Below are 24,941 nucleotides of genomic sequence, written 5' to 3'. Positions count from 1 at the left end.
GCAGGAACGAGACAATGCCAATCGCCCCCCGGTCCAGCTTCGACACCGATGCGCCGCTGAGTACAGAAGACTGCTCACCGAGCGCAATGCTATCCGCCTACCCGTGGTTTCGCTCCGCCGACCCGGAAGAAACGCAGGGCAAGGTCGCGGCCGTATTTTGTCCGCACGATCTGCGTGTTGTTGGTGCATCGCAGCATCTTCACGTACAACACAACCTTGTGCGGCTTCAGGAAACCGCGATCAATTTCCTCGCGTATGGTGCGCATGTCGAGATTGATCCCGGCCGACTGGGGCATTTTTATCTTGCCCAGATTCCTGTAGCGGGGCATGCCAGCATCCTGTGCGGTCAGCAGAAAATCCTTTCCGATGTACACACGGGCAGTCTTTTAAGCCCTGACACACCCACTCGCATGCATTGGCACGAGGATTGTGCTCAGGTGCTGCTGTGGATAAGCAAGGAGGCGGTCGAGCGCCGCTTCGTCTTGCTAACGGGACGCGACTCGGGAAGACCGCTGTCGTTCGACCCCACCCTCCCAAAGCACGCGGGACCCTCCAGCCCGTGGACTCAGGCCGTCCTCGACCTGGCACGGAATATCGACCAGCACGGCACGCACTGGCTTCAGTTCCCCGTGGCAGTGGCTTCGATGGAGGACTATCTGTTGCGAACGCTGCTGCTGCTTCAGCCGCACACCTATTCCGAGTTCCTCGTCCGCAGCAGCGAACCCGCCAGGCCGCGTCACTTGCAGCGCGTGATTGATTATGTACAAGCGAATGTCGACCAGCCGCTAACCGTTGCCGACCTCGCCCAGGTTGCATGCGTTAGCGTACGAGCGCTGGAGGAAGGCTTTCGCCGCCATTTCAATACGACCCCGATTGGCTACTTGCGGGACGTCAGACTGGACGGCGTGCGACAAGCGCTGATTGCCTCCGCGGGCGCGAAGCAGGTCTCGGTCGCGGACATTGCCTATCGCTTCGGGTTTACCCACCTGGGCCGGTTTGCCGCCTACTACAAAAAGCGCTTTGGGGTACCACCCTCGGCAACCTTGCACAGGGTCGGTGCAAATCCACGGCCTTAGTCGTCGCTGGCTCGCGCCACCAGCTTCCCCGCGCTTCGAAGGCCTCGCCGGTCGAGCTGGGCGCCTTCACTGTCGTTGTTGATACAACAACGCTAATCCGGCCCTTGTGTCCGTGCCGGAACCAAGGCTCAGGAAGCCGGCAACGCTGCCGCGCACCTCTCCATTCCCTACGTGCTATCCGCATTCAGCATCGGCTCGTTATCCGGATATCGGAGAGCGGATTGCGGATAGAAGCATCATCACTGGTACACCAAACTGTCTTTCACATGGCTACATGCGAGCCAATACAAAAGTGGAGACAGACATGCAAGGAATTCAGGGCAAGACGGCAATCGTGACCGGCGGCGCAACCATGATTGGCGAAGCGGTCGTTGCCGCCCTCGTCTCGGCTGGCGCCAACGTCGTTGTTGTCGACATCGACGAGCAAGGGGGCAGCCAGGTTGCGGAACGACATGCGGCACATTGCCGCTTTGTTGCCGTGGACGTGACCAGCGACGCCGCTATCTCTACCTGCATTGCCGACACGGTGAACGCCTTTGGGGGCATCGACCTGTTGGTCAATTGCGCCTGCACCTATGTCGACAATGGTGGAGCGTCCACCCGCGAACAGTGGCTGGATTCCTACAACGTCAACGTGGTTGGCGCGGCGATGATGCTTAAGGCCTGCGTACCGGAGATGAAGAAGCGCGGCGCCGGTGCCGTGGTGAACTTTGCCTCGATCTCGGCCGGCGTGGCGCAGTCCGGGCGCTGGCTGTACCCGATCACCAAAGCCGCAATCCAGCAATTCACGCGCAGCGCGGCGCTCGATCTCGCGCCCGAAAACATTCGCGTCAACTCGGTTTCACCGGGCTGGACCTGGTCGTCGGTGATCAGTGCGCTGAGCGGTGGCGACAAGGCGAAGGCCGACAGCGTCGCTGCCGACTTCCACCCGCTGGGGCGGCTCGGCAAACCTGAGGAAGTTGCGCAGGTGGTCCTCTTTCTCCTGTCCGATGCTGCCGGCTTCGTCACGGGCACCGACTACGCCTGCGATGGAGGCTATGGCGCGTTGGGCCCGGAAGGCCGGCAGTCAGCCATCCAACGGCTCACCGCCTAACGCACGCATTGGCCTTGGCGCAGGTCACCGATCCAAGCCCTGCGCCGGCCCGAAAGCACGATCCCCCACTGGAGAGACACATGACAACCCAACCCATTTCGAAAATCACGCCGCGCAAGATCGCGATTGTTGGCGCAGGCCAGGCTGGCCTGCTGCTGGGCTGCGCCCTGCTGCAACGGGGCTATGAGGTAACGCTGGTCACTAACCGCACGGCAGAGGAAGTCTGGAGCGGCAAGGTGATGTCGTCCCAATGCATTTTCGACCAGGCGCTTCAGATCGAGCGCGATTTCGGCCTGAATCAATGGGAGGCACAGTGCCCGACCGTCGACGGCATTGGCCTGACCATCCCCACCGATGACGGGAAGGGCGAAATGGCCATCCATTGGCGCGCGCGCCTGAATGCCTACGCGCAATCAGTCGACCAGCGCGTCAAGATGCCAGGGTGGATGGCCGAATTCGAAAGCCGCGGCGGCAACCTGCGCATCGAGAACGTGGAAATTCCCGAGCTTGAGGCTCTGGCGCAGAGCCACGACCTGGTCCTGCTGGCTGGTGGCAAGGGAGAGATTGTCAACCTGCTGACCCGTAACGAGGAACGCTCCCCGGTGCGCCATCCGCAGCGCCAGCTTGCGCTCGCCTACGTGGCCGGCATGCAGCGCAGCGGCCCGTTCGAGTGTGTCAATTTCAACCTGATCCCAGGCGTCGGCGAGTACTTCGTGTTTCCGGCACTGACGACCAAGGGCAGCAACGAAACGCAGGCCTGCGACATCATGGTCTTCGAGGCGATTCCGGGCGGCCCGATGGATCGCTGGGCTGATGTGAAATCCGCTGACCAGCATCTGGATGTCTGCCTCGGCATCCTGCGTGATTACCTACCTTGGGAGAGCGAGCGTTGTGCCAGCGTGCAGCTCACCGATGCCAACGGAATTCTGAGCGGGCGTGTCACGCCGACCGTACGCAACCCCACGCTTACGCTGCCATCGGGCCGCGTGGTGATGGGCCTGGGCGATGCGGTCATGGTCAACGACCCAATCACTGGCCAAGGCTCCAACAACGCCACCAAGGGCGCCCTGCACTATTTCGAGTCCATCCTGCGCCACGGCGACAAGCCCTTCGACAAGGCATGGATGCAAGCGACCTTCGACGGCCTTTACGAAGGCTACGCCGAGCCGGTGATCCGCTGGACCAACTCGTTGCTGTTCCCGCCGCCGGATCACATCGTCAGGCTTCTGGCCACGGCGCAGCACGCACCGCGTATTGCGCATCGCATTGCCAACGGCTTCAACGATCCTCGCGACTACGGCAGCTACTGGTTCGACGAGGAAGCCACCGACGCCTGGATCGCGCAAGAATCGCAGTCCCGCGCCGCCTGAGACAGAACAAGAACACCCGAAAACATGTCGCCTGGCTGCCCTATTGGTGCAGCAGGCTACAGGAGACAGACATGACCGACGCACGCGAGTTTCGGAATGCCCTGGGCCGCTTCGCCACCGGCGTAGCGATTGTCACAACCCGCACCGCCGATGGCGAGCCATGGGGTGTAACGGTCAACAGCTTCAGCTCGGTATCGCTGGAGCCGCGGCTGGTGCTGTGGAGCCTTGCAAAAAAGTCCTACAGCCTTGAAGCGTTTCAGAACACTGGCAGCTTTGTGATCCATATCCTGGCCGCCGATCAGGAGGATGTGTCCAACCGCTTTGCACGGGGCGCAGAAGGAAAATTTGCCGGCGTCCCGTGCACGGATGGCATCGATGGCTCCCCCGTCCTGCCAGGATGCGCAGCGGTTTTCCAATGCCGCAACACGCATCAGTATGACGGCGGGGATCACGTCATCTTCCTTGGCGAGGTCCGACATTTTGACACGTCGGATCGGGAATCCCTGCTCTTCTACAAGGGAAACTACGCTCGTACCGCCAACGCCATGACCGAGCTGTCCGACCTGGTCCGCACCGAGTACGTCGCCGCGACCTGATTCCGGTACCGCACACGACAATCCGTCCGAAGGAAGCTGGCCAGCGCCGCAACCGAATGCAATTGCCGGCCTCTCTTGTACTTGTCCCCTGGATAATCCAATGAGTACCTATGACGCCGTCATTGTCGGCAGTGGTATCAATTCGCTCGTCTGCGCAGCCGTCCTGGCCAGGCGCGGCAAGCGCGTGTGTGTGCTGGAACGCAATAGCACGCTTGGCGGATGCATTCGCACAGAGACGCTCAACGCGCCCGGCTATCTGCACGACACGTTGTCCACGGCACACCCGCTGTTTGTCACCTCGCCGGGCTACGCCGAGCTGAAGGACGATCTTCATCAGGCAGGACTCAGCTACCGCAATAACAACACGCCCACTGGCGTGCTCCTGCCCGATAACCGTTCGCTGATTCTGAGCACCTCCCGTGAGCGCAATGTCGACGCCTTCAATGCCTTGGCAAGCGGCGACGGCGATGCCTTTCAGGCGGCCATGCAAGAGGTCGAGCAGAACGCCAGCCTGGTGTTTTCGCTGCTTGGCAACGAACTGTGGAGTGCCAGTGTTGCAAGGACCGTAGCCGGCCGCCTGTGGAAACAAGGCGTGCACGATACCGTCGCCTTCTTTTCCCCAGCTCTGATGAGTTGCCGCAGTTGGCTTGAGACCCGGGTCAAATCCGACCTGGTCCAGGCGCTGCTTGCACCCTGGGTTTTGCATACAGGCCTTGGCCCCGAAAGCGCAATGTCCGCATTGATGGGCAAGGTGGTCGCGTTCTCGCTGGAGGGAGTTGGACTGCCGATCGTCCAGGGCGGCAATGGCCGTACTGTCGACGCCTTCCGCAGCATCGTCGAGAGCCGGGGCGGTGAATTTCACGTGAATGCCGACGTCGAGGACATCCTGGTCGCGGGCGGCTCGGCGCGCGGCGTCAGGACGCGCGACAACCGTGTATTCATGGGCAAGGAGATCATCTGCAACGTCACACCGGGACAGCTCTACGGGAAGCTGTTGGCAGCCAAGTACGTACCGGCCGGCCTGCGTCAGCAGGCCGCCGAGTACCGCTACGGCAAGGGCAACATGCAGATCCATCTGGCGCTGTCCGCCCCTCCGCAATGGCCCCAGGAATATCTCCGCGACGTCATTTACCTGCACCTTACCCCGGGCCTGGACGGTATCTCCAGGGCAGTCAGCGAAGCGGAACGCGGCCTGCTTCCGGCAGAAGGCACCATTTGCGTTGCCCAGCCTTGCGCTGTCGACCCTTCGAGAAGCCCGGCCGGAGGCTGGGTGCTCTGGATCCAGGTGCCGGAATGCCCGCGTCAAATCAAAGGCGATGCGCTTGGAGAGATCGCGGCCCCGTCGGATGGCCGGTGGACTGCCGAAATCCGTGAGCGCTACGCCGACCGAATTATCGACCGCATTGCGCGCCAAGTGCCAAACCTGAAGGCGAGCATCGTCGGGCGGACGGTTCTCTCGCCTGCCGACCTTGAATCGATGAACGTCAATCTCGTCGGCGGTGATCCCTATTCCGGCGAATGCAGCATCGACCAGTTCATGTTCTGGCGCCCGGTACCGGGCGTCAAGGATCACGCTACCCCGGTTAAACACCTTCACCACATCGGCGCCTCCACCCATCCCGGCCCCGGGCTTGGCGGTACCTCCGGTTACCACGTCGCCAACGCGCTCGCAAAAAAGCGGGCTAGATCGAACCGATAAGTGAAGCAACTACAGGAGACAACCATGAACAACAGCCTTGCCAATTTTGCTGCCGATTTGCTGTCCGGTCGCATCCGCGTGGTGGATTTGACGCAAACCTTGAGTTCCGAATTCCCGACCATCTCACTGCCGCCCGAGCTGGGCCAAACTTGGCCGTTCCGACAAGAGACCATCTCGCGCTATGACGATCGCGGCCCGAACTGGTACTGGAACAACTTCTCCTGCGGCGAACATACCGGCACCCATTTCGACGCTCCCGTCCATTGGGTCTCCGGCAAGGACTTGCCCGACAATACGACGGACACCATCCCCGCCGAAAAATTCTTTGCCACCGCCTGCGTCATCGACTGTTCGAGCGAGGCTGCGGAAGACCCGGATTACCTGCTCACCGTCGACGCCGTCAAGGCCTGGGAAGCCCGGCATGGCCGCATCCCTGCCCGCTCCTGGGTGCTGATGCGCACCGACTGGTCCAAGCGCACCAGTCCCGAAGCGTATTTGAATGCGCGTGACGATGGCATGCATACCCCTGGCCCTGACCAGGGGGTGGTCCAGTGGATGATTGACGAGCGCGACGTCCACGGATTCGGCGTCGAAGCCATCGGTACCGATGCGGGCCAGTCCTATGGCTGGGAGCTGCCGTTCCCATGTCATTACCTGATGCATGGCAACAACCGCTACGGGCTGCAATGCCTCACCAATCTCGACCAACTGCCGCCGCAAGGGGCATTGATTGTCGCTGCCCCGCTAAAGATCAAGGACGGTTCCGGGAGCCCGCTTCGCGTCCTGGCGCTGATTCCCGGCTGATACTCGACTGAGCCATCAATAACCACAAAAGGAGGAGAACGAAGTGAAGACACGAGTAATCGCGGCAATGCTAGCCGGTTCGCTTGCGCTAGGCGGCCAGGCGCTCGCCAAGGAGGGTGCAGACCAATATCCAAATGGAGCTGAAAACTGGATGGCGGGTGCTTTGCCACCTCCCGGTACCTATCTCCTCAATTACACCGGCTACTACGGCGGTAAGCTCAAGGACGGCAACGGCGACAATGCCAATATCGCCGGCAGTCCGGCAAAGGTTGACGCCTGGTTCGATGCATTGCGGGTGGTAAAAGTCACCGACATCACGCTACTTGGCGCGAGCTGGGGCATGCAAGCCATCGTCCCGCTGGTCTACCAATCCATGAATTTGCCCCAGATAGGCGGCCGTCGCAACGCTACCGGCCTGGGCGACATCACGATCGATCCGATTGTCCTTGGCTGGCATGGTGCGAACTGGCATGTCACGACGGGGCTGGACATCTATGTGCCGACGGGGCGCTACGACCGGAATGATCCGCGGGTCAGTATCGGCGCGAACTACTGGGCCTTCGAGCCCGTGGCAGCATTCACGTGGCTGGGCCAGAGCGGCTGGGAAGTCTCGGCCAAGTTCATGTACAACATCAAGGCAAAGAACACTGACGCCAACTTCGGCGGCATGGCGGGAAGCTACCGGTCCGGGCAGGAATTGCACGTCGATTATGCCCTGGGCAAGCACATCGGCCCATGGACAGTCGGCTTGAGCGGGTATTACCTGAAGCAGGTGACTGACGACAAATTCAACGGGACCGTAGTGCCGGAGGTGCCGGGTGTATGGAGCCGTGGCCGTCGCGGCGAGGTGTTCGCTGTCGGCCCGAGCGTCTCGTATACCAATGCCAAGGGAACCAGCTTCGTCGCCCAGTGGCAGCACGAAGCCTATGCCAGGAACCGGTTTGGCGGCGACAAGTTCTGGTTCAAGGTGGTGACAGCGTTCTGACGAAATGGGCCCTCAACAGCGGGCCCAATGTGCCAGGCAACGGTCTGCTTTCCCATCGGGGCGCCTCGCACCATTCGCGGAATCACGGAAAGGACGAAGCATGAACTGCGCCCTTCCGTTTGAACGGAAACATGGCATGCCGGTCAGGTTCTGCCACTCGGTTCGATATATGCTCCAATAGCGACAGCCCCATGAATCCAGCGCGCCTGGCGTGCATTCCATGTGAACCGAGCAGGGGTGAAAGAGGTGAAGCATGGCCCTCATTAGCCGTAAACTGTTTCCGTCCGGCCCGGAGCTTCGGGTGCGGGATGTAACGGTGTCCGCACACGACGATTTCCAGACACAGCGATCCAAGCTCGCGACCATCATGCTCGACGCGATGTTCCAGTACGTCGGCCTGCTGGATATCGACGGCAGAATGCTCGAAATCAATCGCGCAGCGCTTGACGGGATCGGCATCCAGATGGACGACATACGGGGAAAGCCGTTCTGGGAAGCGCGATGGTGGGTGATCTCCCCGGAGACTCAGAACGATCTGCGAGAATTGATCAGGCGCGCGGCCCAAGGCGAATTCGTTCGCAGTGATTTCGAGGTCTACAGCCAGGAAGCCGGCGAGGAAACCATCATTGTTGACTTCTCGCTCGTGCCTATCAGGGATTCGGGTGGCAACGTGGTGTTCCTGCTGCCGGAGGGGCGCAACATCACGGAAAAGAAGCGCGCCGAGGCAGCGCTAGCTCAAAAAAACGACGAACTCCAAGCAAGCTGGGACCTGATCTGCCGGCAGCGCGACGAACTTCAGAGTCTTTATGACAGGCTCATGGTTGAACAGAAGCTGTCGGAGCGGCTCCTTTTGAACCTTCTGCCATACCCGATCGCTGAACGACTGAAAGCACGTCCGGAGATCGTAGCCGACAGCATTCCAGAAATCATCGCCGACAGTTTTCCGGAGGTGACGGTCTTGTTTGCGGATATCGTGGCATTCACGCGTTTCTCGGCGGGCATGAGCGCTGAGCATCTGGTCGCAGTGCTCAACGAGATCTTCACCGAATTCGATACCATTGCCGACCGCCGCGGACTTGAGAAGATCAAGACTATCGGGGATGCTTACATGGCAGCAGCGGGGCTACCGGAACCCATTATTGACCATGCCGTCAGAGCCGCGGACATGGCGCTGGACATGATAGACGCGCTCAGCCTGTTCAATCGACGCACTGGCTATAACCTTCAGATGCGCATCGGTATCAATAGTGGTTCGGTCGTGGCCGGCGTCATCGGTAAGCGCAAATTCATTTACGACTTATGGGGCGATGCAGTCAACACGGCAAGTCGGATGGAGTCCCATAGCTTAGCTGGACGGGTGCAGGTCACCGACGCAACGCGCAACCTGTTGGAGCGATCCTTTCTTTTTGAAGAGCGCGGCATCATCGCAGCAAAGGGTATCGGTGCAGTGCATACTTGGTTTCTGACTGGCCGACGCGAGCCGATATCGCGATAGGGGTCCTTAGTATTTGTACCTCAGTAGCTCCACGTTTCCAAGTACGCGCGAGGACGCCTGGCATGAAAGCGCTCTCGATCACTGCGGGAGCGATCGCGCATCTCAACGACTGCTCATCCAACCGAAACGGCCGTTTAGATGGAGTTTCTCGAATGACCGAGTAGGGTCGATTCCGGTCACTGTCGCCGCAGAGAGCAAACCATCCGTAGGACAGCTACGGCAGGCGATTACGGTCTCTCTGGCGATTGTTTACTCGCATCGATACCGGGACATCTGCGCACCGGCTCGCTGTACAGCCTCGGATGCTTGCTGGATCTGGGCGAAATTATTGGTGAGCATTGCCCGCTCGGAATGCGTGACCGCTGCGCGGTAGGACTGGCGCAGTGACGGGCACATGATGCTTGATGCTAGTCGCTTTTGCCCCTCCGGGTCGAAGATCGAAGACGGTTCAGCCCGGTATTCTGCGTTTCGCTGGCCGATGGACTTCCTCACCACCTCAGTCTTTGCGTCGTGCTGACAAGGGGCGTCCTGCAACGTGACATGCCCAGCGGCGCTTCGACATTGATATATGGTCTGGCCTGCTGCATTTGTGGCCAAGGCGAACATCGCGAGCGTCAGATATCTCCGCATGGCTGACCTCAAGCCATAGGTGTACGCCCGACAGGCAGCTTTCGTTCGTCTTCTGCCACTGAAGCGCCAACGCCCTTGGCGGGCTGAGGCGGGACAACACTGATGTAGTCACTAAGGATAGTGCTCAGATCCACGTCTTTGGACTTGTAGCGCATGATTGGAATGCCGGCCGATGCGAGAACGTCATTCTTTTGCTTGTCGCGCTTCTGGGCTCTCGCGCTACTGTGCGAGGCGCCGTCAAGTTCGATGACATAGAGGGGTCGCATCGTCTGGCGCTCGCAAACGAGGTAGTCGACATACTTCTGAGCGAAGAGATTCCTGGCGGCGTGTGACCTTCCTTTATGCTCAACAAACGCGGACATGGCGACCTGCGGAAAGACGTGCGTGTCTCTTAGCGCGGCGGTCAGTCGTTCGTAGAGGTGTATCTCATCCTGCCGCAAAAATGGAGACCTGCGTCCAAAACGAAAATCCCCGGATGAACTTCTGTTGGACGCTGCGGACTTCAGCATCGCCATAAGCACGACGGCAACTGCAAAAAGGAACACCAGCCCTAGCATCGCTTTCACATGACCCTCCTACGCTTATTGTTTTGCGCGATGCTAAGCGGTCAGGCCAGCTGAAAGCACCCCTCCATAGGAGGGCTCACTTGGGTTGGGATGCGCCAGCCGGCTTTTACCCCGCTCGACGGAGCTTGCCAGCGCGTCAAAACATGCACTGCAGAGGCGGCGTCTCACATGGAATACCGTCGCCATCGCCATCCATCTTCACCGACGGACAGTTCTTCAGGTAAAAGCGGGCTTCCGCGCAGGAAGCCATCTGACTGCAGTGTTGCTTGCCCTCGCAGCGGAAGACTGGTTCCGGCGTTGTTGTCACAACGGAAACCGCGACGGGTTGTGGCTCGGCGTCGGCCACTGGATTCTTGAGCGGCGCGTGCGTTTTGTAGTAGAGAAAAGCCGCCGCGGCAGCTCCGACGAGGAGCAAGCTCTTGTACATGTTGACCCCACCCTTCTTTTTCTTATTCGAAACGCAAGGATGCCACAGTTGCGGACTCTATCCGAACGCCAGCATTCGCCCCGCCAGAATTACCGTAGCCCACAGTCCAAACGACAGCAGCCCGGCGAACCGGGCATGGCGTCCATTCGACTGCCGGAACGACGCCAACTGCAAGACTATTGCATTGAGCGCCGCCGCCCCCATCAACGCCAACTTGGCGGCGAACCATGGATTCGACTGATATTCGCGCGCCGCTGGAGCAAACAGCAGCAGGCCTGTGAGTACAGCGAGTACGAAGCCGCCAAGCGATAGCGGCACCAGCGTCTCGCGCACTGTTGCCTCCTCGAGCCGCCGCAATCCCCCGGCCAGCCGCAGATCGACGACCGCGATGGTTCCGAAGAGCAGGCCAATTCCGAGCAGATGCAGCCAGCTGACCAACGGATAGGCCCACGTCGATGCGCGCAGCGCCACCACTGGTTGCCATGTCTCGATTGCTGCGAGCAAGGCGTCCCACGTTTCCATGTCGTCTTTTCCGCTCAGCCGCGCGGCGTACCGCTGCATCCCGCGGGCAGCGCGACCGATTGCTGGCGCACGCCAACGCCGTCCAGAACGATCAATGCGGGTCGCGCGACATGGCGGTCGTTGCAGGAAGGAAACCCGATGGCCTGGAGCCGGTCGCCGGGTCGCGGCTCGCGCGGCATGCCCCATCGTTCGAGCCGGTTGATCGGCGCCAGGTCCAGGGTCCAACGGCCGGGCGGGGCCGATGCGCGCACTGCCGCCAGCGTTTTGGCGAAGTCCAGTTCGGCGAGTTCTGGCGGGATGGGCAGAGTATTCCAGTTACGCGGCAAGGTATTGGCTTCGACTTCGATTGTCACCTGCGGATGCGGGTTGCGCCATGTCACCGTCACCACGCGCCCCGAGAAGTAGAGCGGCGTGGCAGTGTCGTAGTAGCCCCAACCGTGATGCGCCAGTGCAGGCCATCCGAGCGTCATCGCGACGCTCGACACCGCTATCGCCACCCGTCGGGTCATGGTTCGCTTCATTTGATACCTCCTCGACTCGTTGTGGTGACGATAGCCCTCGCCAATCCATGCATCAATAACCGAAAATGGCATCATTCGATACGAAACGAGGTATCAATGGAATTCCAGCAACTGAAGCTTTTCCTGGCCGTTGCCGAAACCCTGCATTTCGGCCGTGCTGCGCAGCAGGTCGGCATGGCACAACCGCATCTGAGCCGCGCGATTGTCAGGCTGGAAGAGGAAATCGGCGTGCGCCTGTTCGACCGCACCAGCCGCCGTGTCGCCCTGACGGCCGCCGGCGAGTGCTTGCGCGAGGAAGCCATCGCCCTGCTACAAGCGCAGCGGCGTGCGCAGGAGCTTGCACGCACTGTGGGACAGCAACGACGGAGCCTGCGCATAGCTTATGTGTCGGCCGCGCTGTATCTGGCGTTGCCTGCGGCGCTGCGGACGCTGTCAGGCGGACAGGAACGGGTCGAGTTTGCGCTGCAGGAAGCGACTACCAATGAACAGCTGTCCCTGCTCGCGGCCGGAGAGATCGATCTGGGCATTGGTCACCCGCCCTTCGAAACGCATGCGCGCCTGGACAGTGTTCTGCTCTCGAATGACCACTTCGAGGCCGTGCTGCCTGCTGACCACCGCCTCGCCGATCAGGCCACCATCTCTTTTGCCGATCTGGCCAGCGAGCCATTGGTGTTGTTTCCGGAGGCGCAGGGACCGGCGCTGTATGCAGCGATACGCGATCGTTGCCGTGTCGCGGGCCATGCGATGCAGGTGGCAGCTACCGCGCCTCGTTTGCACGGGCAGTTATCGCTGGTTGCCGCGGGCCTGGGCATTGGGCTCGCCCCAACGCAGTCGCGCAGCCTGGCGGTGGCTGGCACGGTCCGCGTGCCGATCAAGCCTTACCCCGCCGCTCTGGTGCTGACATTGACGGCCCTCTACGATCCGCGTTCGCGTCATCCGGCATTGCCGCTCGCGCTGACGGCCTTGCGGCGCGGCGTTGCGGCAGGTAAGCGATCCCGTTGATACGGTGGCGGGCCATTGTTGACTGGCCGGTCAAAAACCTTCACACTGGCGTTATTGAACAATCGTTCCATAACTGGCGAATGGGTGTCGCATGGCTAGGCCAAGGACGTTCGACGAAGACGTTGTGATCGCCCGCGCGGCGGAGGTTTTTGGTCGTATTGGCTACAACGCCTGCTCGGTCGATAACCTGGTGGAGGCAACGGCGTTACAGCGAGGCAGCCTGTACAAGGCATTCGGTTCCAAGCGCGGTTTGTTCGAAAAGGTACTGGAGCGAGCCCTTGTCGGCGAATGGTACCGGGACCCGGCCGTGCTCGACCTTCTGATCACAGCCTTGCGCGAGCTTGCGCCAGTCGATCAACCGATTGCCGCCCGTTGCCGCGACGCCTTGCAGACCTATGGAGATAACGCTGCCGAACTGCTCGGCGCGCGTCTGCTCGATCATCTGCCCCCCCACGATCTCAACAAGGAGTAGCGATGCCTCGACTCGAATTAACCGACCGCGAACTCGTTGTCCACCTGACACCGTGGGAATCGATCTGGTCGCTGCGCCGCGGCTTTCGCGTGCCGCTTGCGCAGGTTCGCGGCGCTACCGAAGACAATGGCTTCGATGGCAAGGCGCTAGGCCTGCGCCTTCCAGGCACCTACTTCCCGGGCCTGATCGCCGCCGGCACGTTTATCAAAGGCGGCGACAGGCAGTTCGTCTACACCTCGCGCAAGCTGCAGACCATCGTGATCGAACTGGCCCGACATGACTGGGCCCGCCTGGTGATCGGAGTGCCCGACGCGCGCGCCGAGGCAGCGCGGATTAATGCTGCGGTCGCTAGACGCCATTAGCGCCACACTTTGGCTTGCAGGAGCGGCGTGCCGGGCACCATCCGCCACTACTGCCGCCCGAGCATCAAATCCAGGTTCTGCACCGCAGCCCCGGAAGCCCCTTTCCCAAGATTGTCGAACACCGCGGCCAGCAGCACATGACCGTTTTCGGCATTGTGAAAAACGCCCAACTGCATATCGTTCGTACCGTTCAGCGCTTGCGGATCCAGATGTGTCAGCGCGCCCGATTCATGCAGCGGCAAGACCCGTACATGAGTAGCCTCCGCATAATGCCGCGCAAGGCAGTCGTGTAACGTCGCGCCATCCACGCCGGCTGCCAGTTGCCGCAACGCCAGCGGCACCGTCAGCACGATGCCCTGGCGGAACGCCCCGTACGCCGGGATGAAAATGGGACGCTGCGCAATGCCGGCGTGCAGCTGGATCTCGGGCGCGTGCTTGTGCGCGAGTTGCAGGCCATAGATCTGGTATGCAGGCGCATTGGCAGCTCCCGGCCGCTCATACTCCTCCACGCCGGCACGCCCGCGTCCGGAGTAGCCGGATACCGCATGGATGCTGATCGGGTAATCGGCCGGTATCAGCCCGGCCTGTGCCAGCGGACGCAGCAGGCCAACGGCACCGGTCGGATAGCAACCGGGATTGGTGACCCGGGATGCGTTGGCAATCCGCTCGGCCTGCTGAGGCGCCATTTCCGGAAAACCGTAAGTCCAGCCCGGCTGTGTGCGGTGGGCCGAGCTGGCGTCGATCACCCGGACGGCGGGATTGACAATCGCACTCACCGCCTCGCGCGCGGCGGCGTCCGGCAGGCAGAGGATGGCGATGTCGCAGGCATTGATGGCTTCCGCGCGACGCCGCGGATCCTTGCGCTCCGCAGCGGGAAGTGTGAACAATCGGATGTCGGTCCGGTGGCGCAGGCGCTCGTGGATTTGCAGTCCGGTGGTGCCTTGGTCGCCGTCGATGAAAACTACGGGAGAGCTCATAGGTGGATGACTCCGCTGACTGTGGGGGTGAACAGGTGAAACGGCGTCCCTATGTTGCGCGGGCGACTAGAATAGGGAAAGTTGAATTTCATAACGACAACATTCATCTTTCCTGAATCCGGACTTCGTCATGCGAGAGATCAGCCTGGACCGCTTGCGCACCCTGGTCGCCGTTGCCGACCGCAATTCCTTTGCCGATGCGGCGCGCGCCTTGCACCTGGCGCCACCGACGGTCAGCCTTCACATCGCGGAACTCGAAGACCGCATCGGGGCACCACTGCTGATTCGCAAGCGCGGCCATGTGGGACCCACCTCTGTCGGCGCGGTGCTGGTGGAGCGCGCGCGCCGGCTGCTGGCCGACGCGGAGCAGGCGCTGGACGATATTCAGCGCCAGGTGGACGGTCTCGAAGGGCGTGCGCGACTCGGCGCGTCCACGGGCGTGATCGCGCACCTGCTGCCGCAAGCGCTGGAGCTCCTGCGCGAGCACCATCCCGCCATCGACATCCAGATTGCCGTGCATACGTCGGAAGAAACCCTGTCCCGGCTGGTGGATGGAACGCTGGATATCGGGGTGGTCGCGCTGCCTCAGCCTCCGGTGGCCGGACTGGTGATAAAGCCCTGGCGGCGCGACCCGGTGATGGCCTTTGTGCCGGCGCACTGGCGGTGCCCGGCCCGCGTTACGCCGGAATGGCTGGCCGCCCAACCGCTTATCCTGAACGACGCGACCACGCGCCTGTCGCGCCTGACTACGGAGTGGTTCGCGACCGCCGGGCACCATCCCGCGCCGCGCATTCAGCTGAACTACAACGACGCGATCAAGAGCCTGGTAGCGGCAGGGTATGGCGCAGCGCTGTTGCCGCATGAGGCCACTACGCCATTGCCCGACAGTCGCATTGTCATGCGTCCGCTGCGGCCGGCGTTGTGGCGACGGCTCGGTATTGCCTGTCGTGCGGGTTACGTTGAGCGCTCCACGCAACACGTACTGGATGTGTTGTGGGATTTGCGGTTGCCGTAGGCGTTGCACCCGTACAAACGCCGTGTTTCCACCTCTCCGCCCGCCAGTAACGCCGCAGCATCTCAGTCTTAAATTAACTTCATATTGCCTGCCCCGCTGCCGCTGACTAGTATTCTGAGACAAAAACTAAGGGGGGCTTCCATGCGGCCAATTCAGGTTTCCCTCGCAGGCAGGCGATGCTCCGGCAACTGGCTGCATGCACAGCCCTGCCCCGGCCTGACGATCCTCTCCGACGCGTTCGCGTCACGCCGCCGACGGCCTCATCGCTATCGACACCCCCAGCCCGCCGCCTGATCCGGGCCGGCGGCGCCGCGGCGCATGGCGTGCGCAGATAACGCGCCCGCACCGCAGGCCCCTGCCGATGATCTCCCTTTCGTGCGGGGGCAAGATGCGCGTAGTGCTGTATCACGACGATCGTGCCAGGCTAGAGCGCGATCTGCGCGAGCATGGGCTGCCCGACCAGGTGCCGCTGGACGACGACGCGCGCGGCATGCTGGCGGTGCTGGTGGTGGCGGACGGCAATCGCGTCACCGACGCCGCGCAGCGCTGGCTGCGCGCCGAGCCGCGCGCCGACGCCTTTATCGCCGGATGCACCGCCGCCACCCGTTGCCATTGCATCCCCGAGGCATGGTGGCCCGCGGCGCTGTGCGACCTGGTCTGCGCGCCGGACCATGACGCGCTGCTCACGGAACTCGCCATGCGGCTGCGCCGCCTGGCCGAGATCGAGGACGTGCTGGATGCGCAGTGGTTGCGCGAGCGCGCCGTCGGCGATTCGCCGGCATGGCGCGCCACCTTGCGCGCGGTGGCGCAGGTAGGCCGCTACGGCCGCGGCACTTGCCTGCTACTGGGCGAAAGCGGCTGCGGCAAGGAGTTGCTGGCGCGGCTGATCCACGATCTCGATCCGGAGCGCCATCGCGCGCCGTTCGTGGTGGTCGATTGCACCACGCTGAGCCCGGAGCTGTCGGGCAGCGAACTGTTCGGCCACGCCAGGGGCGCCTTCACCCACGCCGTCTCGGCACGCGACGGTGCGGTGGCAATGGCGGATGGCGGCACGTTGTTCCTGGATGAAGTCGGGGAGCTGCAGCTGCCGTTGCAGGCGCGCCTGCTGCGCGTGATCCAGGAACGCATGTACAAGCGCGTGGGCGAGGATACCTGGCGCAAGTCGGATTTCCGGCTGACGTGCGCGACCAACCGCGACCTGGAGGCGGAGGTGCAGGCCGGCCGGTTTCGCAGCGATCTGTACTTCCGCATTACCCAGTGGACCGTGCGCGCGCCCTCGCTGGCCGAGCGTCGCGAGGATATCCCGCTGCTGGTGCGGCATTTCCTTGCGGAGAGCCTGGCCGGCACCGGGCCGGGCCTGCCGCTGGTGATGCCGGAGGTCATGCATTACCTGGTGACGCGTGACTACCAGGGCAATGTGCGCGAACTGCGCAATGTGGTGTCGCGGCTGGCCGAGCGCCAGCGCGGCTTTCAGGTGATCAGCACGGGCGGGCTCGACGGCCCCGTGCCGGGGACCGAGCTTGCCGCGGACATCGTCAACCCGTGGCCGGAAGCACTGCGGCATGCCATCGAAGGCGCACTCGACGCCGGGCTCGGCCTGAAGCATATCGGCCAGGTCGCCGAATCCATGGCGGTGCAGGTGGCCGAGAGCCGCCACGGCTGCACCAGCCGCGCGGCGGAGCTGCTGCAGGTCACGCCGCGGGCGCTGCAGTTGCGGCGGCAGGTGCGGCCCGCACCGTCGGCGTGAAGCGCGGGCCAATGCGCGCGCTGTTCCTGGTCGGCGTTGGCGGCGGCAATGCGACCCGCGCCAGCAGGCGCAAGGCATTGCCCCCGGCCATGCGCGCAAATGCCTCCGGCGTCGGACGCAGGGCGCGCAGCTTGGCCAGTTCCAGGCCGGGGTGCAGCCACGGTCCGTCGGAACCGAACAGCAGCTTGCCGGGGCCGGCGCGCCGGAACGCTTCCTCCAGCACGTCGAAACGCCGCACGCCCGAGGTATCGGCAAACAGGTTGGGATAGTGCGCGATCAGGTCCACCACTTGCCGCTGCGCCGCCCAGTCGTCGGCAAAGCTGCCCAGGTGCGCGAACACGAACGCCACCTCGGGATGGGTCTGTGCCAGCAGGCGCAGCGCACCGGTCTCGCCGCCGGGGTCGTACAGCACCGGCAGCCGCCAGTGGCGCGCGGCATCGCAGACCTGCCGGTGGATCGGGGCGTCGTGCCGGTGCACCTTGATGCCGCGCAGGCCCAGCCGCAGCACCGCTTCCTCGATCATGCGATGCACACGGTGCCGGTCGCGTTCGGCATGGACCATGGCAAAGCCGGTAAAGCGCCCGGGATCGGCGCGCACCAGCGCCGCCACGTCGCGGTTGCCGCGCAGGTAGTCTGACTGGAACACCGGCAGCAGCACCGAATGCGCGATGCCGGCCTGCCGCGCACGCCGGACATAGCCGGCCAGCGGCGCGGTGGTGTCCCACGGCCCCGTCATGCCGTCGCCCTGCCCGGCATGGACATGGAAATCGACGATCATCGCGACAGCTCGAAGCGCTGGCCGGGGCCGTAGTTCAGGTCATTGCCGGCGCCGAGGATGCCGGCCGGGACCAGGTTGCGGATCGACAGGCCGCTGCCGACGGTGACCGTGCCGCGCAGCTTGTCATTGGCCAGCGCGAAGCCCTTGTTGGCAAGCGTGCGCACGATGGCGTGCTCGACCGCCGCCCTTTCGCCGGCACTGGCCACGTTGGCCGTCCATACCGTCAGCGGCGGCGCGCAAGTGCACGAGGCGCCGGCGCGCGCGCTGCCCTGGCGCGCGTGGTACCAGCCATGCACGCCCAGCCGCGCCGGCAGGCTCGCCGCCGTGCCGACATAGACCGGCGTCGCGCCGCGCTGGAACAGGTAGACGCCACCACCGCGGGTGGCGCGCGCGGCGGCGTCCAGGCTGGGCCAGCGCCGCCATTGCAGCGTCACGTTGGCGGATTTGGGCGCGGACTCGAACGCCAGTCCGGCGAGCGCTGACTCGCTCTCGTACTGGCTCGCCGGCGCGTGCCACCGGTCCAGGCTGAGCCCCACCAGCGACAGGCGCCCCGCCTGCCGCCGGGCCAGCAGGCAGGCACGGCAGCAAGCCCCGCCGTGCGCGCCGCCGCTATCCAGCCGGCTCTCGTACCGCGCCGTGCCGCGGCGCGAAGGCGTGCCGATGCGCCGTGCGCGCGCCACCAGCTGGCGCAGGTCGGTCAGCAGTGCCTGCGGCGGCGTGCCGGCCGGGTAGCGGCGCACCTCGGCCAACAGCCGCAGCAGCCGGCGCATGCGCCATGGCGCCAGTTCCAGTGTTTCACCTTCCGCAGTCTTGAACATGGAGACTCTCCCGATAGGCCGGCGGCGCACGCCCGCGCGGCACGGCCGGCTGGCCCGCCAGCGAGGCAAGCGCCGCCAGCAGGCCGTCGATCTCTTGCGGCGCATGGCTGGCGCGTACCACCACCGCCACGGCACAGCGCCCTTCGGCCTGCCGCAGCAACGCCGTGCGGAAGCCCGCGGCGCGCAGCCCCGCGTGCAGCGCGCGCGTGCGCCCGGCAGACCCCAGCCGCAACTGCTGCATGGGGTGCAGCGGCACGCTGACCTGCAGGTCCGGCAAGCGGTGCTGCGCCAGCCAGCGCAAACCCCGCCGCAGGCGCCGCACGCGCTCGAGCAACGCCGCCCGCAGCGCGTCGCCATCGCAACCGTTGCGCGCCAGCGCGTTCAGGCCGGCCAGCAGCGCGGCCTGCGAGGCAGCGCTGCAATGGGCCTGGGTCGGTCCGTCGCGGGCGATCTCGCCCACCAGCGCGGCGGGGCCGCACAGCGTGGCCAGTGGCGCGCCGAAGGCCTTGGCCCACGATGCCAGCAGCAGCACCGGCTCGGCGGGCGCCAGGCCGGCGTAGCGCAGCAGCCCGCCACCGCCACTGCCCCACGGTCGTCCCGGGCCGGGTTGCGCGCCGGCCAGCCCCAGCAGCTGCGTGTGGTCGACCACCACCAGGCCGCCACGCTCGCGCACCAGCGCCAGATAGCGGCGCAGCGCCACCGGTGCGCCTTCACGGCGCGTGCCGTCGGTCACCACCGCGGGCGGGCGCATGCCGGTGCCCTGGCGCAAGCGCCGCGCCAGGTCGGCCAGGTCGGCATGACGGAACAGCGTGACCGGTGCGCCGAGCCCGCGCACCCGCTCTAGCCCCCAGCGCATCACCGGATAGAGGGTGTCATCCGCCACCAGCGCATGCGTGCGGCCGAGCCGGTCGAACAGGTCGAGCGACAGGTGCAGCGTCGACGGCCCGGCCAGGCCGGCCTCGCAACCCTGCAGCGCCGCCGCCTGCGCCGCCAGCGTGCCGGCCAGCGGCGACACCGCCAGCGCGGCAGGCGTGCCGGTCGTCAGCGCCGCATAGCTGCCCAGTTGCGCGGCGGGATGCGACATGCCCAGGTAGAGCGCCGACGCGAAATCGATCATGGCCGCCTGCCTCTCGTCTGCCCTGTGCTCGCTGTCCCTGCCGTTCCCGCGGGGCCATGCTCAGGCCACCCGCGCACCTCGGTGCTCTTGCAGCCGGCGCAGCAGGTGCATCCCCGGCACCTGCACGTCGACCGGCTCGGCGCCGATGTCCACGCCGGTGACGGCCCGGTACGAGTGGATATAGGTCTGGATCTCGGGGCGGAAATACGCTGCCCAGTTCGCCGCGTTGGACGGATCGGTGACCGAATTCCAGTCGCTCCAGCGGATCGACGACACGATCTGTTCGCCGGTGGTGGCCAGCTGCCAGAACTGGTAGGTATTGGTATCGCCCCACCCCTGCAGCTTGCGCATGCTTTCCACCGAGTGCATCCACGGCTCGGGATACGCGATCATCGAGCGCCGCGGCAGGAACTCGCGGAACTCCGGCCGCGCCAGGATCCACTGCTGCATCATCATCTCGATGCGCGAGGTGGTCGGCAGGTCGCCGAACTGGTTATGCGCGCCCTCCGACAGGATCAGGTGCACCTCGCGCAGCGCGTTCAGCAACGGGAAGCCATCCGGCACCACGGTGGTATCGTCCGCCTGCCGGAAGAACGGCACGCACAGGTTCAGCAGCGTATGGAACGCGCCCAGGAACTTGCTGCGGCTGTCGGCCGGCTGGATGCGCGGCACCGCGCGCCCGAACAGGCGGAAGCCATACTCGTGCAGGTATTCGGCCGCGCGCCGCTCGATCGGCAGGCGATGCTGCTCATCCTGTACCCAGCCCCAGATGATGTTGCTCACCGGCCGCAGCGGATCGAGCTCGAGCTGGTTGAGCGGATCCCTGGGCCCGCCGGACAGATTCTGGAAGCGGCGCGAGATGGCGTTCATGGTCTGCACCAGCTGCAGTTCCTCCATCCAGTAGCTCCAGATCAGTTCAATCAGCGGCGGCGCGCTCAGCTTGGCCGAGATGTCGTTATTCCAGTGCTGCAGCCACAGGCAGCCGTCGCCGCACGGGCCATCGTCGCGCGGCACCAGTTCGCGCGAGCTCGACAGCGGCTCGGCCAGATGCCCGGTGGGATGGGTTGCGCCATGCGTGGCCGGATGTTCCACCACGCCGGAACGCGCGATGGATTCGCGCATGCCATCGACGGTGCGCCCCGCGTCGGTGCCCTGCAGACCCTGCACCACGCGCTCCAGGTAGGGCAGCGTCGGCGTCGTGCCCTTGCCGAAATACTGGCTGGCGATCGCGTCCACATGCGCCGGCTCCAGGTTCAGCCCGAGCCGGTCATTGGCCAGATTGATAGCCGCCAGGTCGGTCCGCAGCAGCCTGGCGATGGTGTCGCTGTCGCGCGCGGAGGGCACCACGGCACCCCACGTCACCACGAAGGCCTCGGTGGCCACCTTCAGCGCGCGATAGGCATCGGTGTCGGAGAACGGCAGGAAGCGGCGCCGGCTAAGTCGCGCGGCTTCGTCGTACAGCGCCGGGCCGCCGGGTGCGCCCGGGCGGGCCGGCAGCGGGCTGGTACCGAAGAACAGCAGGTCCACCTGGCGCGCGTAGTTGTCCCAGCTCAGCATGTCGGCGTTGCGCTTGATCAGCAGCCACAGCGCCCAGTCCGCCGTCAGGTCGCGCGAGGTGCGCTTGAGGCTGATCGACGGCTCACGGTAGTCCTTCACGCCCACCGGGCCGGAACGCTCGCCGATCGTGTCGAACCCCTCGGCGCTCGTATCGTCGCCTTGCGGTTCGGCACCCTCACCGGCGTCAGGGTACGGCGGCGCCTTCAGCCGGCCCGGCACAATCACCTCGCGCCGGCCGCCCAGCTTCGCGGCGGCGTCGAACAGCATATCGTCCGGAATGCCCAGCGCCGCCAGCTTTCGCATGGTGCGTGCCACCTCGGTGAGCGCCGCGGGCAGCCCTTCTTCCTTTTGGCCCCAGGCTGGCGAGGGCCCCACGCGAATCTCCAGCCTGGCCTCCTTGCCGGGCTGAAGGCGCAACTGCTCCATCTCGCGCGGCTCGCCTTCGCTGGCGTACACCACCAGCTTCAGGTATTTGTGCCCTTCGGTCAGCCTGGTGAAGTCATAGTGCCAGTCACCGTCGGTATTGCCTGTCGGCACCAGCGCGTACTGCACGCGACCCGACTCCGTGTTCGTGTTCATCACGTTCTCCTTCAGCAAATCACGCGTAGGCCGCGACCGGCATGCGCAGCGGCTGCCGTCGCTGGTTGAGCGCCTCGCTCAGCTGTGAGCTGCCGGCGCTCCAGGGCAGATAGCCGGCCAGTGCCCAGCGCTGCAGCAAGGCCGAGATGGTGCGCAATTCGACGTCTGGCGCGAGCAGGCCGCTGTAGCGGGCCTGCCCCAGCACCGCGAACGCCAGCGTCGGGGTATCGGCCAGGTACTGGTGCGGGCGCGACCGCACCAGGCGCCAGAGCCGCAACAGGTTGGCGGGATCGCGGCCGGGCAGCCGCAGCGCCTGGCCCAGCGTGCGCCCGCCCAGCCGCGGCGCGCGCAACGCCAGCAGCCTGGCCACGAACGCCGGGATCGACTGGTCCAGCAGCGCGAACGCGCGCCGTTGCGCGGCGCTCATCTGCCAGCGTGGGTAGAGCCGTTCCCACACCTGCTCGAGCGCATCCCATTGCGGATGTGGATATAGCGCCCGCCCCATCGCCACCGACAGCTTGACGCGGATCCACGGCGCCGGATGCGGGTCGTCGAGGTTGATGCGCAACACGAATGCGCGCGGCAGGCTGACCACGCTCATCAGCCCGCAGGTGGCGGTGATGCCCACCCGCGACACCGCCCACAGGTCGGCGACGATCTCGCTGATCCAGCGCTCCCAGGCGCGCCAGACTTCAGGCGGCGCGGTCGCCGCAGTTGTCGCGCCAGGTGTTGCCCCGCCGCCGGACACCAGCCGCAGCCGCCGCTGGCCGTCGCTTGCGGCGGCACGGCGGTACGCATTGGCCAGGTCCAGCAACGCCGCCGCCTGGTGCCCCACCTCATGGAACAGTGACGCCGCAAGGCCGGTGCCGACCATGCGCTCGCGCGGCATGCGGATCACTGCCACCGGATTGGCGCCGCCGCCGGGCAAGCGCGTGCGCGCCCGCCGGATCGCGCCGCCATGGCCGCGCTCGACATAGCAGATTACCTGCGGCAGGTCGATGGCCACGCCGGGCTGCCGCAGCCCGTCGCGCGCGGCCACGTCCAGCCCCGCCAGCCAGACGCCGGTGCCATGCTGGCTGCGTTGCGTCAGCACTTCGGCAAAGATCTCGAAATGCGTCAGTGCGGCATGGAAATACAGCTTGAGCATGGCGTAGCGCCGCTGTGCGCGCGCCACCGCGGCGGGCTCGGGCCGCGCGGCGCGCAGCGCGCCGAGAAAGCGCCCGATGCGCCGGCGCAGCTGGTGCCGCGCCGCCTGCATATGGCGCTCGATGGCGCCCATGGCTTCGTCGCTGATATTGGCGGCGGGGACCATCGGCATCTGCAGCGCGTAGGGCAGCTGCGCGTCCAGGCGGGCGCGGATGCCGAGCACCTCCTGTTCCAGCAACCGCAGGGCGTTGGCGCAAGCGTTCATGACGGCGGCCTCGGAGTGGAATCGCGAATGTCGAAAGCAGACGGGGCGGTTCAGAACAGCGGCCGCGGCGGTGCCAGGTACAGGATCAGCGCGCGTCCGTTGCGCGAGCGCCGCCACTGACCGCCCATCGGCAACGCCGCCGCGCCCAGGCCGCCTTGCGCGGCCCCGTTGCCGCACGACGGGCACGACCCCGCGCCGCCGTTGGCGTAGCCTGAATATGGAGCACGCACCGCCGCGGCCAGGCTGGCCACCGGCTGCGCCGCGGCGCCATTGGCCGCGGGCCCGAAGATCGGCGGCGTGCCCATTTGCCGCGCCGCCGCCACGCCGTTCTGCGAGATCGTCCGCATGGCAGGCAGCAGCCCCGGCGCCACCTGGCGCGCTGCCTGCAGGAACGCCGCGCGTGCGGCGCGCGACGGCGGCACGTTGCGCGGCATGGTCAGCAGGTTGCGGGTCGCCTGCTGGCCGATGCGCACCACGCGGCGCGCCACCTCGAACTCGCGGTCCTCGTTGCTCAGGCCCTCGAGCTCGAGGCCGAGCGCGCTGCCGGCCATGCTCGCCAGCTTGCCGCCGATCGCGCCGCCCGCGCCGGGCACCACCAGGTTGCCGAGCGCGCTGCCCACCACCGGCAGCGCCGCCTTGGCGGCCGAGCGCAGGATGCCGCCCAGCGCCTTGCCCGCCGACGACCGGGCAAAGCTGCTCGCGGCACGTCCCACCGAACGCACCAGGCCGCCCAGGAACTGCTCCATTTCCTGTTCGCTGTTGACGGCCAGCAGCTCGGCCGCCAGCTCCATCTCCTGCATCTCGCCGGAGACCTCTTGCTCGAACTCGTTCTCGAATTCCCCCTCGCCCTCGAATTCGCCTTCGAACTCGGTCGCCATGCCGCCGAGTTCCTGGCCCAGCTCGCCCGCCTCCATCAGCTCCGAGGCCAGCTCCTGTTCGAGCTCGTTGTAGCCGGTGCCCCAACCGCCCGGCCTGGAAGTCCCGATATCGTGCATTTGCAGCTCCTTTCAGGTTAGGTTGGCGAGCCGCAGCGGAACTCGCGTGCCCTCCTTGTGCAGGCGGCGTGCCAGCGCGCACAGAACGTCTAAGTCCCTGAAAAGGCGAGATATTGGGAAAGTCCCCGGCGGCCGGCGGCGAACCGCGCTTCGCGCGGGGCCGGCCTGGGGTGCGGGATCGTGCGAAGCATGCTTCGCTGCCCGGGCGCAGCCCGGAATGCAGGATCGGCGCGAACCTCCCGTCCGGCGCGGCGTGACCTGCCCCACGCCTTCGCCAGCTTCACGCCGTCTGCTGTCTGCGCAGAAGATGGCGGCGGGAGACCATGC

At 65.1% G+C, this 24,941-nt stretch carries 25 protein-coding genes; 13 read left to right on the top strand and 12 right to left on the bottom strand.

Going from position 1 to position 24,941, the window contains the following annotated elements; translation table 11 throughout:
• The first annotated feature begins 14 nt into the window (after positions 1 to 14).
• The 8 genes from C7416_RS17615 (at position 15) to C7416_RS17580 (ending at position 9,118) form a co-directional block, all read left to right on the top strand.
• Positions 15 to 1,076, top strand: a complete 1,062-nt coding sequence (locus C7416_RS17615; RefSeq protein ID WP_111520112.1) for an AraC family transcriptional regulator — start codon at positions 15 to 17, stop codon at positions 1,074 to 1,076.
• 304 nt (positions 1,077 to 1,380) lie between these two features.
• A complete protein-coding gene (locus C7416_RS17610; protein WP_111520111.1) occupies positions 1,381 to 2,169 on the top strand; it encodes an SDR family oxidoreductase in 789 nt (262 codons plus the stop codon).
• 80 nt (positions 2,170 to 2,249) lie between these two features.
• Positions 2,250 to 3,539 carry a styrene monooxygenase/indole monooxygenase family protein gene (locus C7416_RS17605; RefSeq protein WP_111520110.1) on the top strand — a complete coding sequence of 430 codons (1,290 nt, stop codon included), beginning with the start codon at positions 2,250 to 2,252 and terminating at the stop codon, positions 3,537 to 3,539.
• A 71-nt stretch (positions 3,540 to 3,610) separates the two neighbouring features.
• Positions 3,611 to 4,135, top strand: coding sequence for a flavin reductase family protein (locus C7416_RS17600; RefSeq protein ID WP_111520109.1), 525 nt, complete (start codon positions 3,611 to 3,613; stop codon positions 4,133 to 4,135).
• A 100-nt stretch (positions 4,136 to 4,235) separates the two neighbouring features.
• Positions 4,236 to 5,834, top strand: coding sequence for a phytoene desaturase family protein (locus tag C7416_RS17595; protein WP_111520108.1), 1,599 nt, complete (start codon positions 4,236 to 4,238; stop codon positions 5,832 to 5,834).
• Between the two features lie 24 nt (positions 5,835 to 5,858).
• Positions 5,859 to 6,638 carry a cyclase family protein gene (locus tag C7416_RS17590; RefSeq protein ID WP_111520107.1) on the top strand — a complete coding sequence of 260 codons (780 nt, stop codon included), beginning with the start codon at positions 5,859 to 5,861 and terminating at the stop codon, positions 6,636 to 6,638.
• Positions 6,639 to 6,681: 43 nt separating this feature from the next.
• Positions 6,682 to 7,623 (top strand): SphA family protein, encoded by a 942-nt coding sequence (locus tag C7416_RS17585; protein ID WP_240988252.1) that lies wholly within the window; start codon positions 6,682 to 6,684, stop codon positions 7,621 to 7,623.
• A gap of 253 nt (positions 7,624 to 7,876) precedes the next feature.
• Positions 7,877 to 9,118: an adenylate/guanylate cyclase domain-containing protein gene (locus tag C7416_RS17580; RefSeq protein ID WP_111520105.1), complete on the top strand. Its 1,242-nt coding sequence runs from the start codon at positions 7,877 to 7,879 to the stop codon at positions 9,116 to 9,118.
• 249 nt (positions 9,119 to 9,367) lie between these two features.
• Here the strand turns inward: C7416_RS17580 and C7416_RS29410 are convergent, their stop codons facing one another.
• The 5 genes from C7416_RS29410 to C7416_RS29185 all read right to left on the bottom strand — a co-directional run bounded on the left by C7416_RS29410 (position 9,368) and on the right by C7416_RS29185 (position 11,784).
• A complete protein-coding gene (locus C7416_RS29410) occupies positions 9,368 to 9,724 on the bottom strand; it encodes a DUF4124 domain-containing protein (protein ID WP_373425138.1) in 357 nt (118 codons plus the stop codon).
• 32 nt (positions 9,725 to 9,756) lie between these two features.
• A complete protein-coding gene (locus C7416_RS17570; RefSeq protein WP_111520103.1) occupies positions 9,757 to 10,305 on the bottom strand; it encodes a DUF2726 domain-containing protein in 549 nt (182 codons plus the stop codon).
• 145 nt (positions 10,306 to 10,450) lie between these two features.
• Positions 10,451 to 10,741, bottom strand: coding sequence for an excalibur calcium-binding domain-containing protein (locus C7416_RS17565; RefSeq protein WP_111520102.1), 291 nt, complete (start codon positions 10,739 to 10,741; stop codon positions 10,451 to 10,453).
• Between the two features lie 57 nt (positions 10,742 to 10,798).
• Positions 10,799 to 11,263 carry a hypothetical protein gene (locus C7416_RS17560; RefSeq protein ID WP_181461258.1) on the bottom strand — a complete coding sequence of 155 codons (465 nt, stop codon included), beginning with the start codon at positions 11,261 to 11,263 and terminating at the stop codon, positions 10,799 to 10,801.
• A 14-nt stretch (positions 11,264 to 11,277) separates the two neighbouring features.
• Positions 11,278 to 11,784 carry a DUF6152 family protein gene (locus C7416_RS29185; RefSeq protein WP_181461257.1) on the bottom strand — a complete coding sequence of 169 codons (507 nt, stop codon included), beginning with the start codon at positions 11,782 to 11,784 and terminating at the stop codon, positions 11,278 to 11,280.
• Positions 11,785 to 11,880: 96 nt separating this feature from the next.
• On the opposite strand from C7416_RS29185, the gene C7416_RS29180 reads away from it, so the two are divergent.
• The 3 genes from C7416_RS29180 to C7416_RS17545 all read left to right on the top strand — a co-directional run bounded on the left by C7416_RS29180 (position 11,881) and on the right by C7416_RS17545 (position 13,620).
• A complete protein-coding gene (locus tag C7416_RS29180; RefSeq protein ID WP_181461256.1) occupies positions 11,881 to 12,786 on the top strand; it encodes a LysR family transcriptional regulator in 906 nt (301 codons plus the stop codon).
• Between the two features lie 124 nt (positions 12,787 to 12,910).
• The gene (locus C7416_RS17550; protein ID WP_240988251.1) at positions 12,911 to 13,258 is read left to right on the top strand and encodes a helix-turn-helix domain-containing protein; all 348 of its coding nucleotides are present in this window, start codon (positions 12,911 to 12,913) and stop codon (positions 13,256 to 13,258) included.
• A 2-nt stretch (positions 13,259 to 13,260) separates the two neighbouring features.
• Positions 13,261 to 13,620: a hypothetical protein gene (locus C7416_RS17545; RefSeq protein ID WP_111520098.1), complete on the top strand. Its 360-nt coding sequence runs from the start codon at positions 13,261 to 13,263 to the stop codon at positions 13,618 to 13,620.
• 47 nt (positions 13,621 to 13,667) lie between these two features.
• On the opposite strand, the gene argC is transcribed toward C7416_RS17545, so the two are convergent.
• The gene (argC, locus tag C7416_RS17540) at positions 13,668 to 14,597 is read right to left on the bottom strand and encodes an N-acetyl-gamma-glutamyl-phosphate reductase (RefSeq protein ID WP_111520097.1); all 930 of its coding nucleotides are present in this window, start codon (positions 14,595 to 14,597) and stop codon (positions 13,668 to 13,670) included.
• Between the two features lie 130 nt (positions 14,598 to 14,727).
• Here argC and C7416_RS17535 point away from each other — a divergent pair, with 130 nt between their 5' ends.
• Together C7416_RS17535 and C7416_RS17530 are read left to right on the top strand one after the other, a co-directional pair.
• On the top strand, positions 14,728 to 15,612 hold the full coding sequence (locus C7416_RS17535; RefSeq protein ID WP_111520096.1) for a LysR family transcriptional regulator: 885 nt from the start codon (positions 14,728 to 14,730) through the stop codon (positions 15,610 to 15,612).
• A gap of 361 nt (positions 15,613 to 15,973) precedes the next feature.
• Complete coding sequence (locus C7416_RS17530; protein WP_240988250.1) at positions 15,974 to 17,359, top strand: sigma 54-interacting transcriptional regulator; 1,386 nt, start codon at positions 15,974 to 15,976, stop codon at positions 17,357 to 17,359.
• Here the strand turns inward: C7416_RS17530 and C7416_RS17525 are convergent.
• Genes C7416_RS17525 through C7416_RS17500 form a run of 6 tightly spaced genes read right to left on the bottom strand, consistent with a single transcriptional unit; the run spans position 17,304 to position 24,614 of the window.
• Positions 17,304 to 18,137 carry an amidohydrolase family protein gene (locus C7416_RS17525; RefSeq protein ID WP_111520094.1) on the bottom strand — a complete coding sequence of 278 codons (834 nt, stop codon included), beginning with the start codon at positions 18,135 to 18,137 and terminating at the stop codon, positions 17,304 to 17,306. The two genes, C7416_RS17530 and C7416_RS17525, sit on opposite strands and share 56 nt — an antisense overlap.
• On the bottom strand, positions 18,134 to 18,955 hold the full coding sequence (locus C7416_RS17520; RefSeq protein WP_111520093.1) for a hypothetical protein: 822 nt from the start codon (positions 18,953 to 18,955) through the stop codon (positions 18,134 to 18,136). The genes C7416_RS17525 and C7416_RS17520 overlap by 4 nt, the downstream gene beginning before the upstream one ends.
• Positions 18,933 to 20,072, bottom strand: coding sequence for an aminotransferase class I/II-fold pyridoxal phosphate-dependent enzyme (locus tag C7416_RS17515; RefSeq protein WP_111520092.1), 1,140 nt, complete (start codon positions 20,070 to 20,072; stop codon positions 18,933 to 18,935). Before C7416_RS17515 ends, C7416_RS17520 begins: the two co-directional genes overlap by 23 nt.
• A gap of 60 nt (positions 20,073 to 20,132) precedes the next feature.
• On the bottom strand, positions 20,133 to 22,208 hold the full coding sequence (locus C7416_RS17510) for an 8-amino-7-oxononanoate synthase (protein WP_111520091.1): 2,076 nt from the start codon (positions 22,206 to 22,208) through the stop codon (positions 20,133 to 20,135).
• Positions 22,209 to 22,227: 19 nt separating this feature from the next.
• A complete protein-coding gene (locus C7416_RS17505; RefSeq protein WP_111520090.1) occupies positions 22,228 to 23,619 on the bottom strand; it encodes a hypothetical protein in 1,392 nt (463 codons plus the stop codon).
• 50 nt (positions 23,620 to 23,669) lie between these two features.
• Positions 23,670 to 24,614 carry a hypothetical protein gene (locus C7416_RS17500; RefSeq protein ID WP_111520089.1) on the bottom strand — a complete coding sequence of 315 codons (945 nt, stop codon included), beginning with the start codon at positions 24,612 to 24,614 and terminating at the stop codon, positions 23,670 to 23,672.
• Positions 24,615 to 24,941: the final 327 nt, after the last annotated feature.

The sequence above is a fragment of the Cupriavidus phytorum genome (genome assembly GCF_003254285.1).
Taxonomy (GTDB): Bacteria; Pseudomonadota; Gammaproteobacteria; order Burkholderiales; family Burkholderiaceae; genus Cupriavidus; species Cupriavidus phytorum.
This window is presented reverse-complemented; position numbering and strand designations above follow the sequence as displayed.

Bases quoted from the DNA above. Each gene is read 5' to 3' on its own strand.
- C7416_RS17615 (WP_111520112.1), top strand. From the start codon at position 15: ATGCCAATCGCCCCCCGGTCCAGCTTCGACACCGATGCGCCGCTGAGT.
- C7416_RS17610 (WP_111520111.1), top strand. From the start codon at position 1,381: ATGCAAGGAATTCAGGGCAAGACGGCAATCGTGACCGGCGGCGCAACC.
- C7416_RS17605 (WP_111520110.1), top strand. From the start codon at position 2,250: ATGACAACCCAACCCATTTCGAAAATCACGCCGCGCAAGATCGCGATT.
- C7416_RS17600 (WP_111520109.1), top strand. From the start codon at position 3,611: ATGACCGACGCACGCGAGTTTCGGAATGCCCTGGGCCGCTTCGCCACC.
- C7416_RS17595 (WP_111520108.1), top strand. From the start codon at position 4,236: ATGAGTACCTATGACGCCGTCATTGTCGGCAGTGGTATCAATTCGCTC.
- C7416_RS17590 (WP_111520107.1), top strand. From the start codon at position 5,859: ATGAACAACAGCCTTGCCAATTTTGCTGCCGATTTGCTGTCCGGTCGC.
- C7416_RS17580 (WP_111520105.1), top strand. From the start codon at position 7,877: ATGGCCCTCATTAGCCGTAAACTGTTTCCGTCCGGCCCGGAGCTTCGG.
- C7416_RS29410 (WP_373425138.1), bottom strand. From the start codon at position 9,724: ATGTTCGCCTTGGCCACAAATGCAGCAGGCCAGACCATATATCAATGT.
- C7416_RS17570 (WP_111520103.1), bottom strand. From the start codon at position 10,305: ATGCTAGGGCTGGTGTTCCTTTTTGCAGTTGCCGTCGTGCTTATGGCG.
- C7416_RS17565 (WP_111520102.1), bottom strand. From the start codon at position 10,741: ATGTACAAGAGCTTGCTCCTCGTCGGAGCTGCCGCGGCGGCTTTTCTC.
- C7416_RS17560 (WP_181461258.1), bottom strand. From the start codon at position 11,263: ATGGAAACGTGGGACGCCTTGCTCGCAGCAATCGAGACATGGCAACCA.
- C7416_RS29185 (WP_181461257.1), bottom strand. From the start codon at position 11,784: ATGAAGCGAACCATGACCCGACGGGTGGCGATAGCGGTGTCGAGCGTC.
- C7416_RS29180 (WP_181461256.1), top strand. From the start codon at position 11,881: ATGGAATTCCAGCAACTGAAGCTTTTCCTGGCCGTTGCCGAAACCCTG.
- C7416_RS17545 (WP_111520098.1), top strand. From the start codon at position 13,261: ATGCCTCGACTCGAATTAACCGACCGCGAACTCGTTGTCCACCTGACA.
- argC (WP_111520097.1), bottom strand. From the start codon at position 14,597: ATGAGCTCTCCCGTAGTTTTCATCGACGGCGACCAAGGCACCACCGGA.
- C7416_RS17535 (WP_111520096.1), top strand. From the start codon at position 14,728: ATGCGAGAGATCAGCCTGGACCGCTTGCGCACCCTGGTCGCCGTTGCC.
- C7416_RS17530 (WP_240988250.1), top strand. From the start codon at position 15,974: ATGATCTCCCTTTCGTGCGGGGGCAAGATGCGCGTAGTGCTGTATCAC.
- C7416_RS17525 (WP_111520094.1), bottom strand. From the start codon at position 18,137: ATGATCGTCGATTTCCATGTCCATGCCGGGCAGGGCGACGGCATGACG.
- C7416_RS17520 (WP_111520093.1), bottom strand. From the start codon at position 18,955: ATGTTCAAGACTGCGGAAGGTGAAACACTGGAACTGGCGCCATGGCGC.
- C7416_RS17515 (WP_111520092.1), bottom strand. From the start codon at position 20,072: ATGATCGATTTCGCGTCGGCGCTCTACCTGGGCATGTCGCATCCCGCC.
- C7416_RS17510 (WP_111520091.1), bottom strand. From the start codon at position 22,208: ATGAACACGAACACGGAGTCGGGTCGCGTGCAGTACGCGCTGGTGCCG.
- C7416_RS17505 (WP_111520090.1), bottom strand. From the start codon at position 23,619: ATGAACGCTTGCGCCAACGCCCTGCGGTTGCTGGAACAGGAGGTGCTC.
- C7416_RS17500 (WP_111520089.1), bottom strand. From the start codon at position 24,614: ATGCACGATATCGGGACTTCCAGGCCGGGCGGTTGGGGCACCGGCTAC.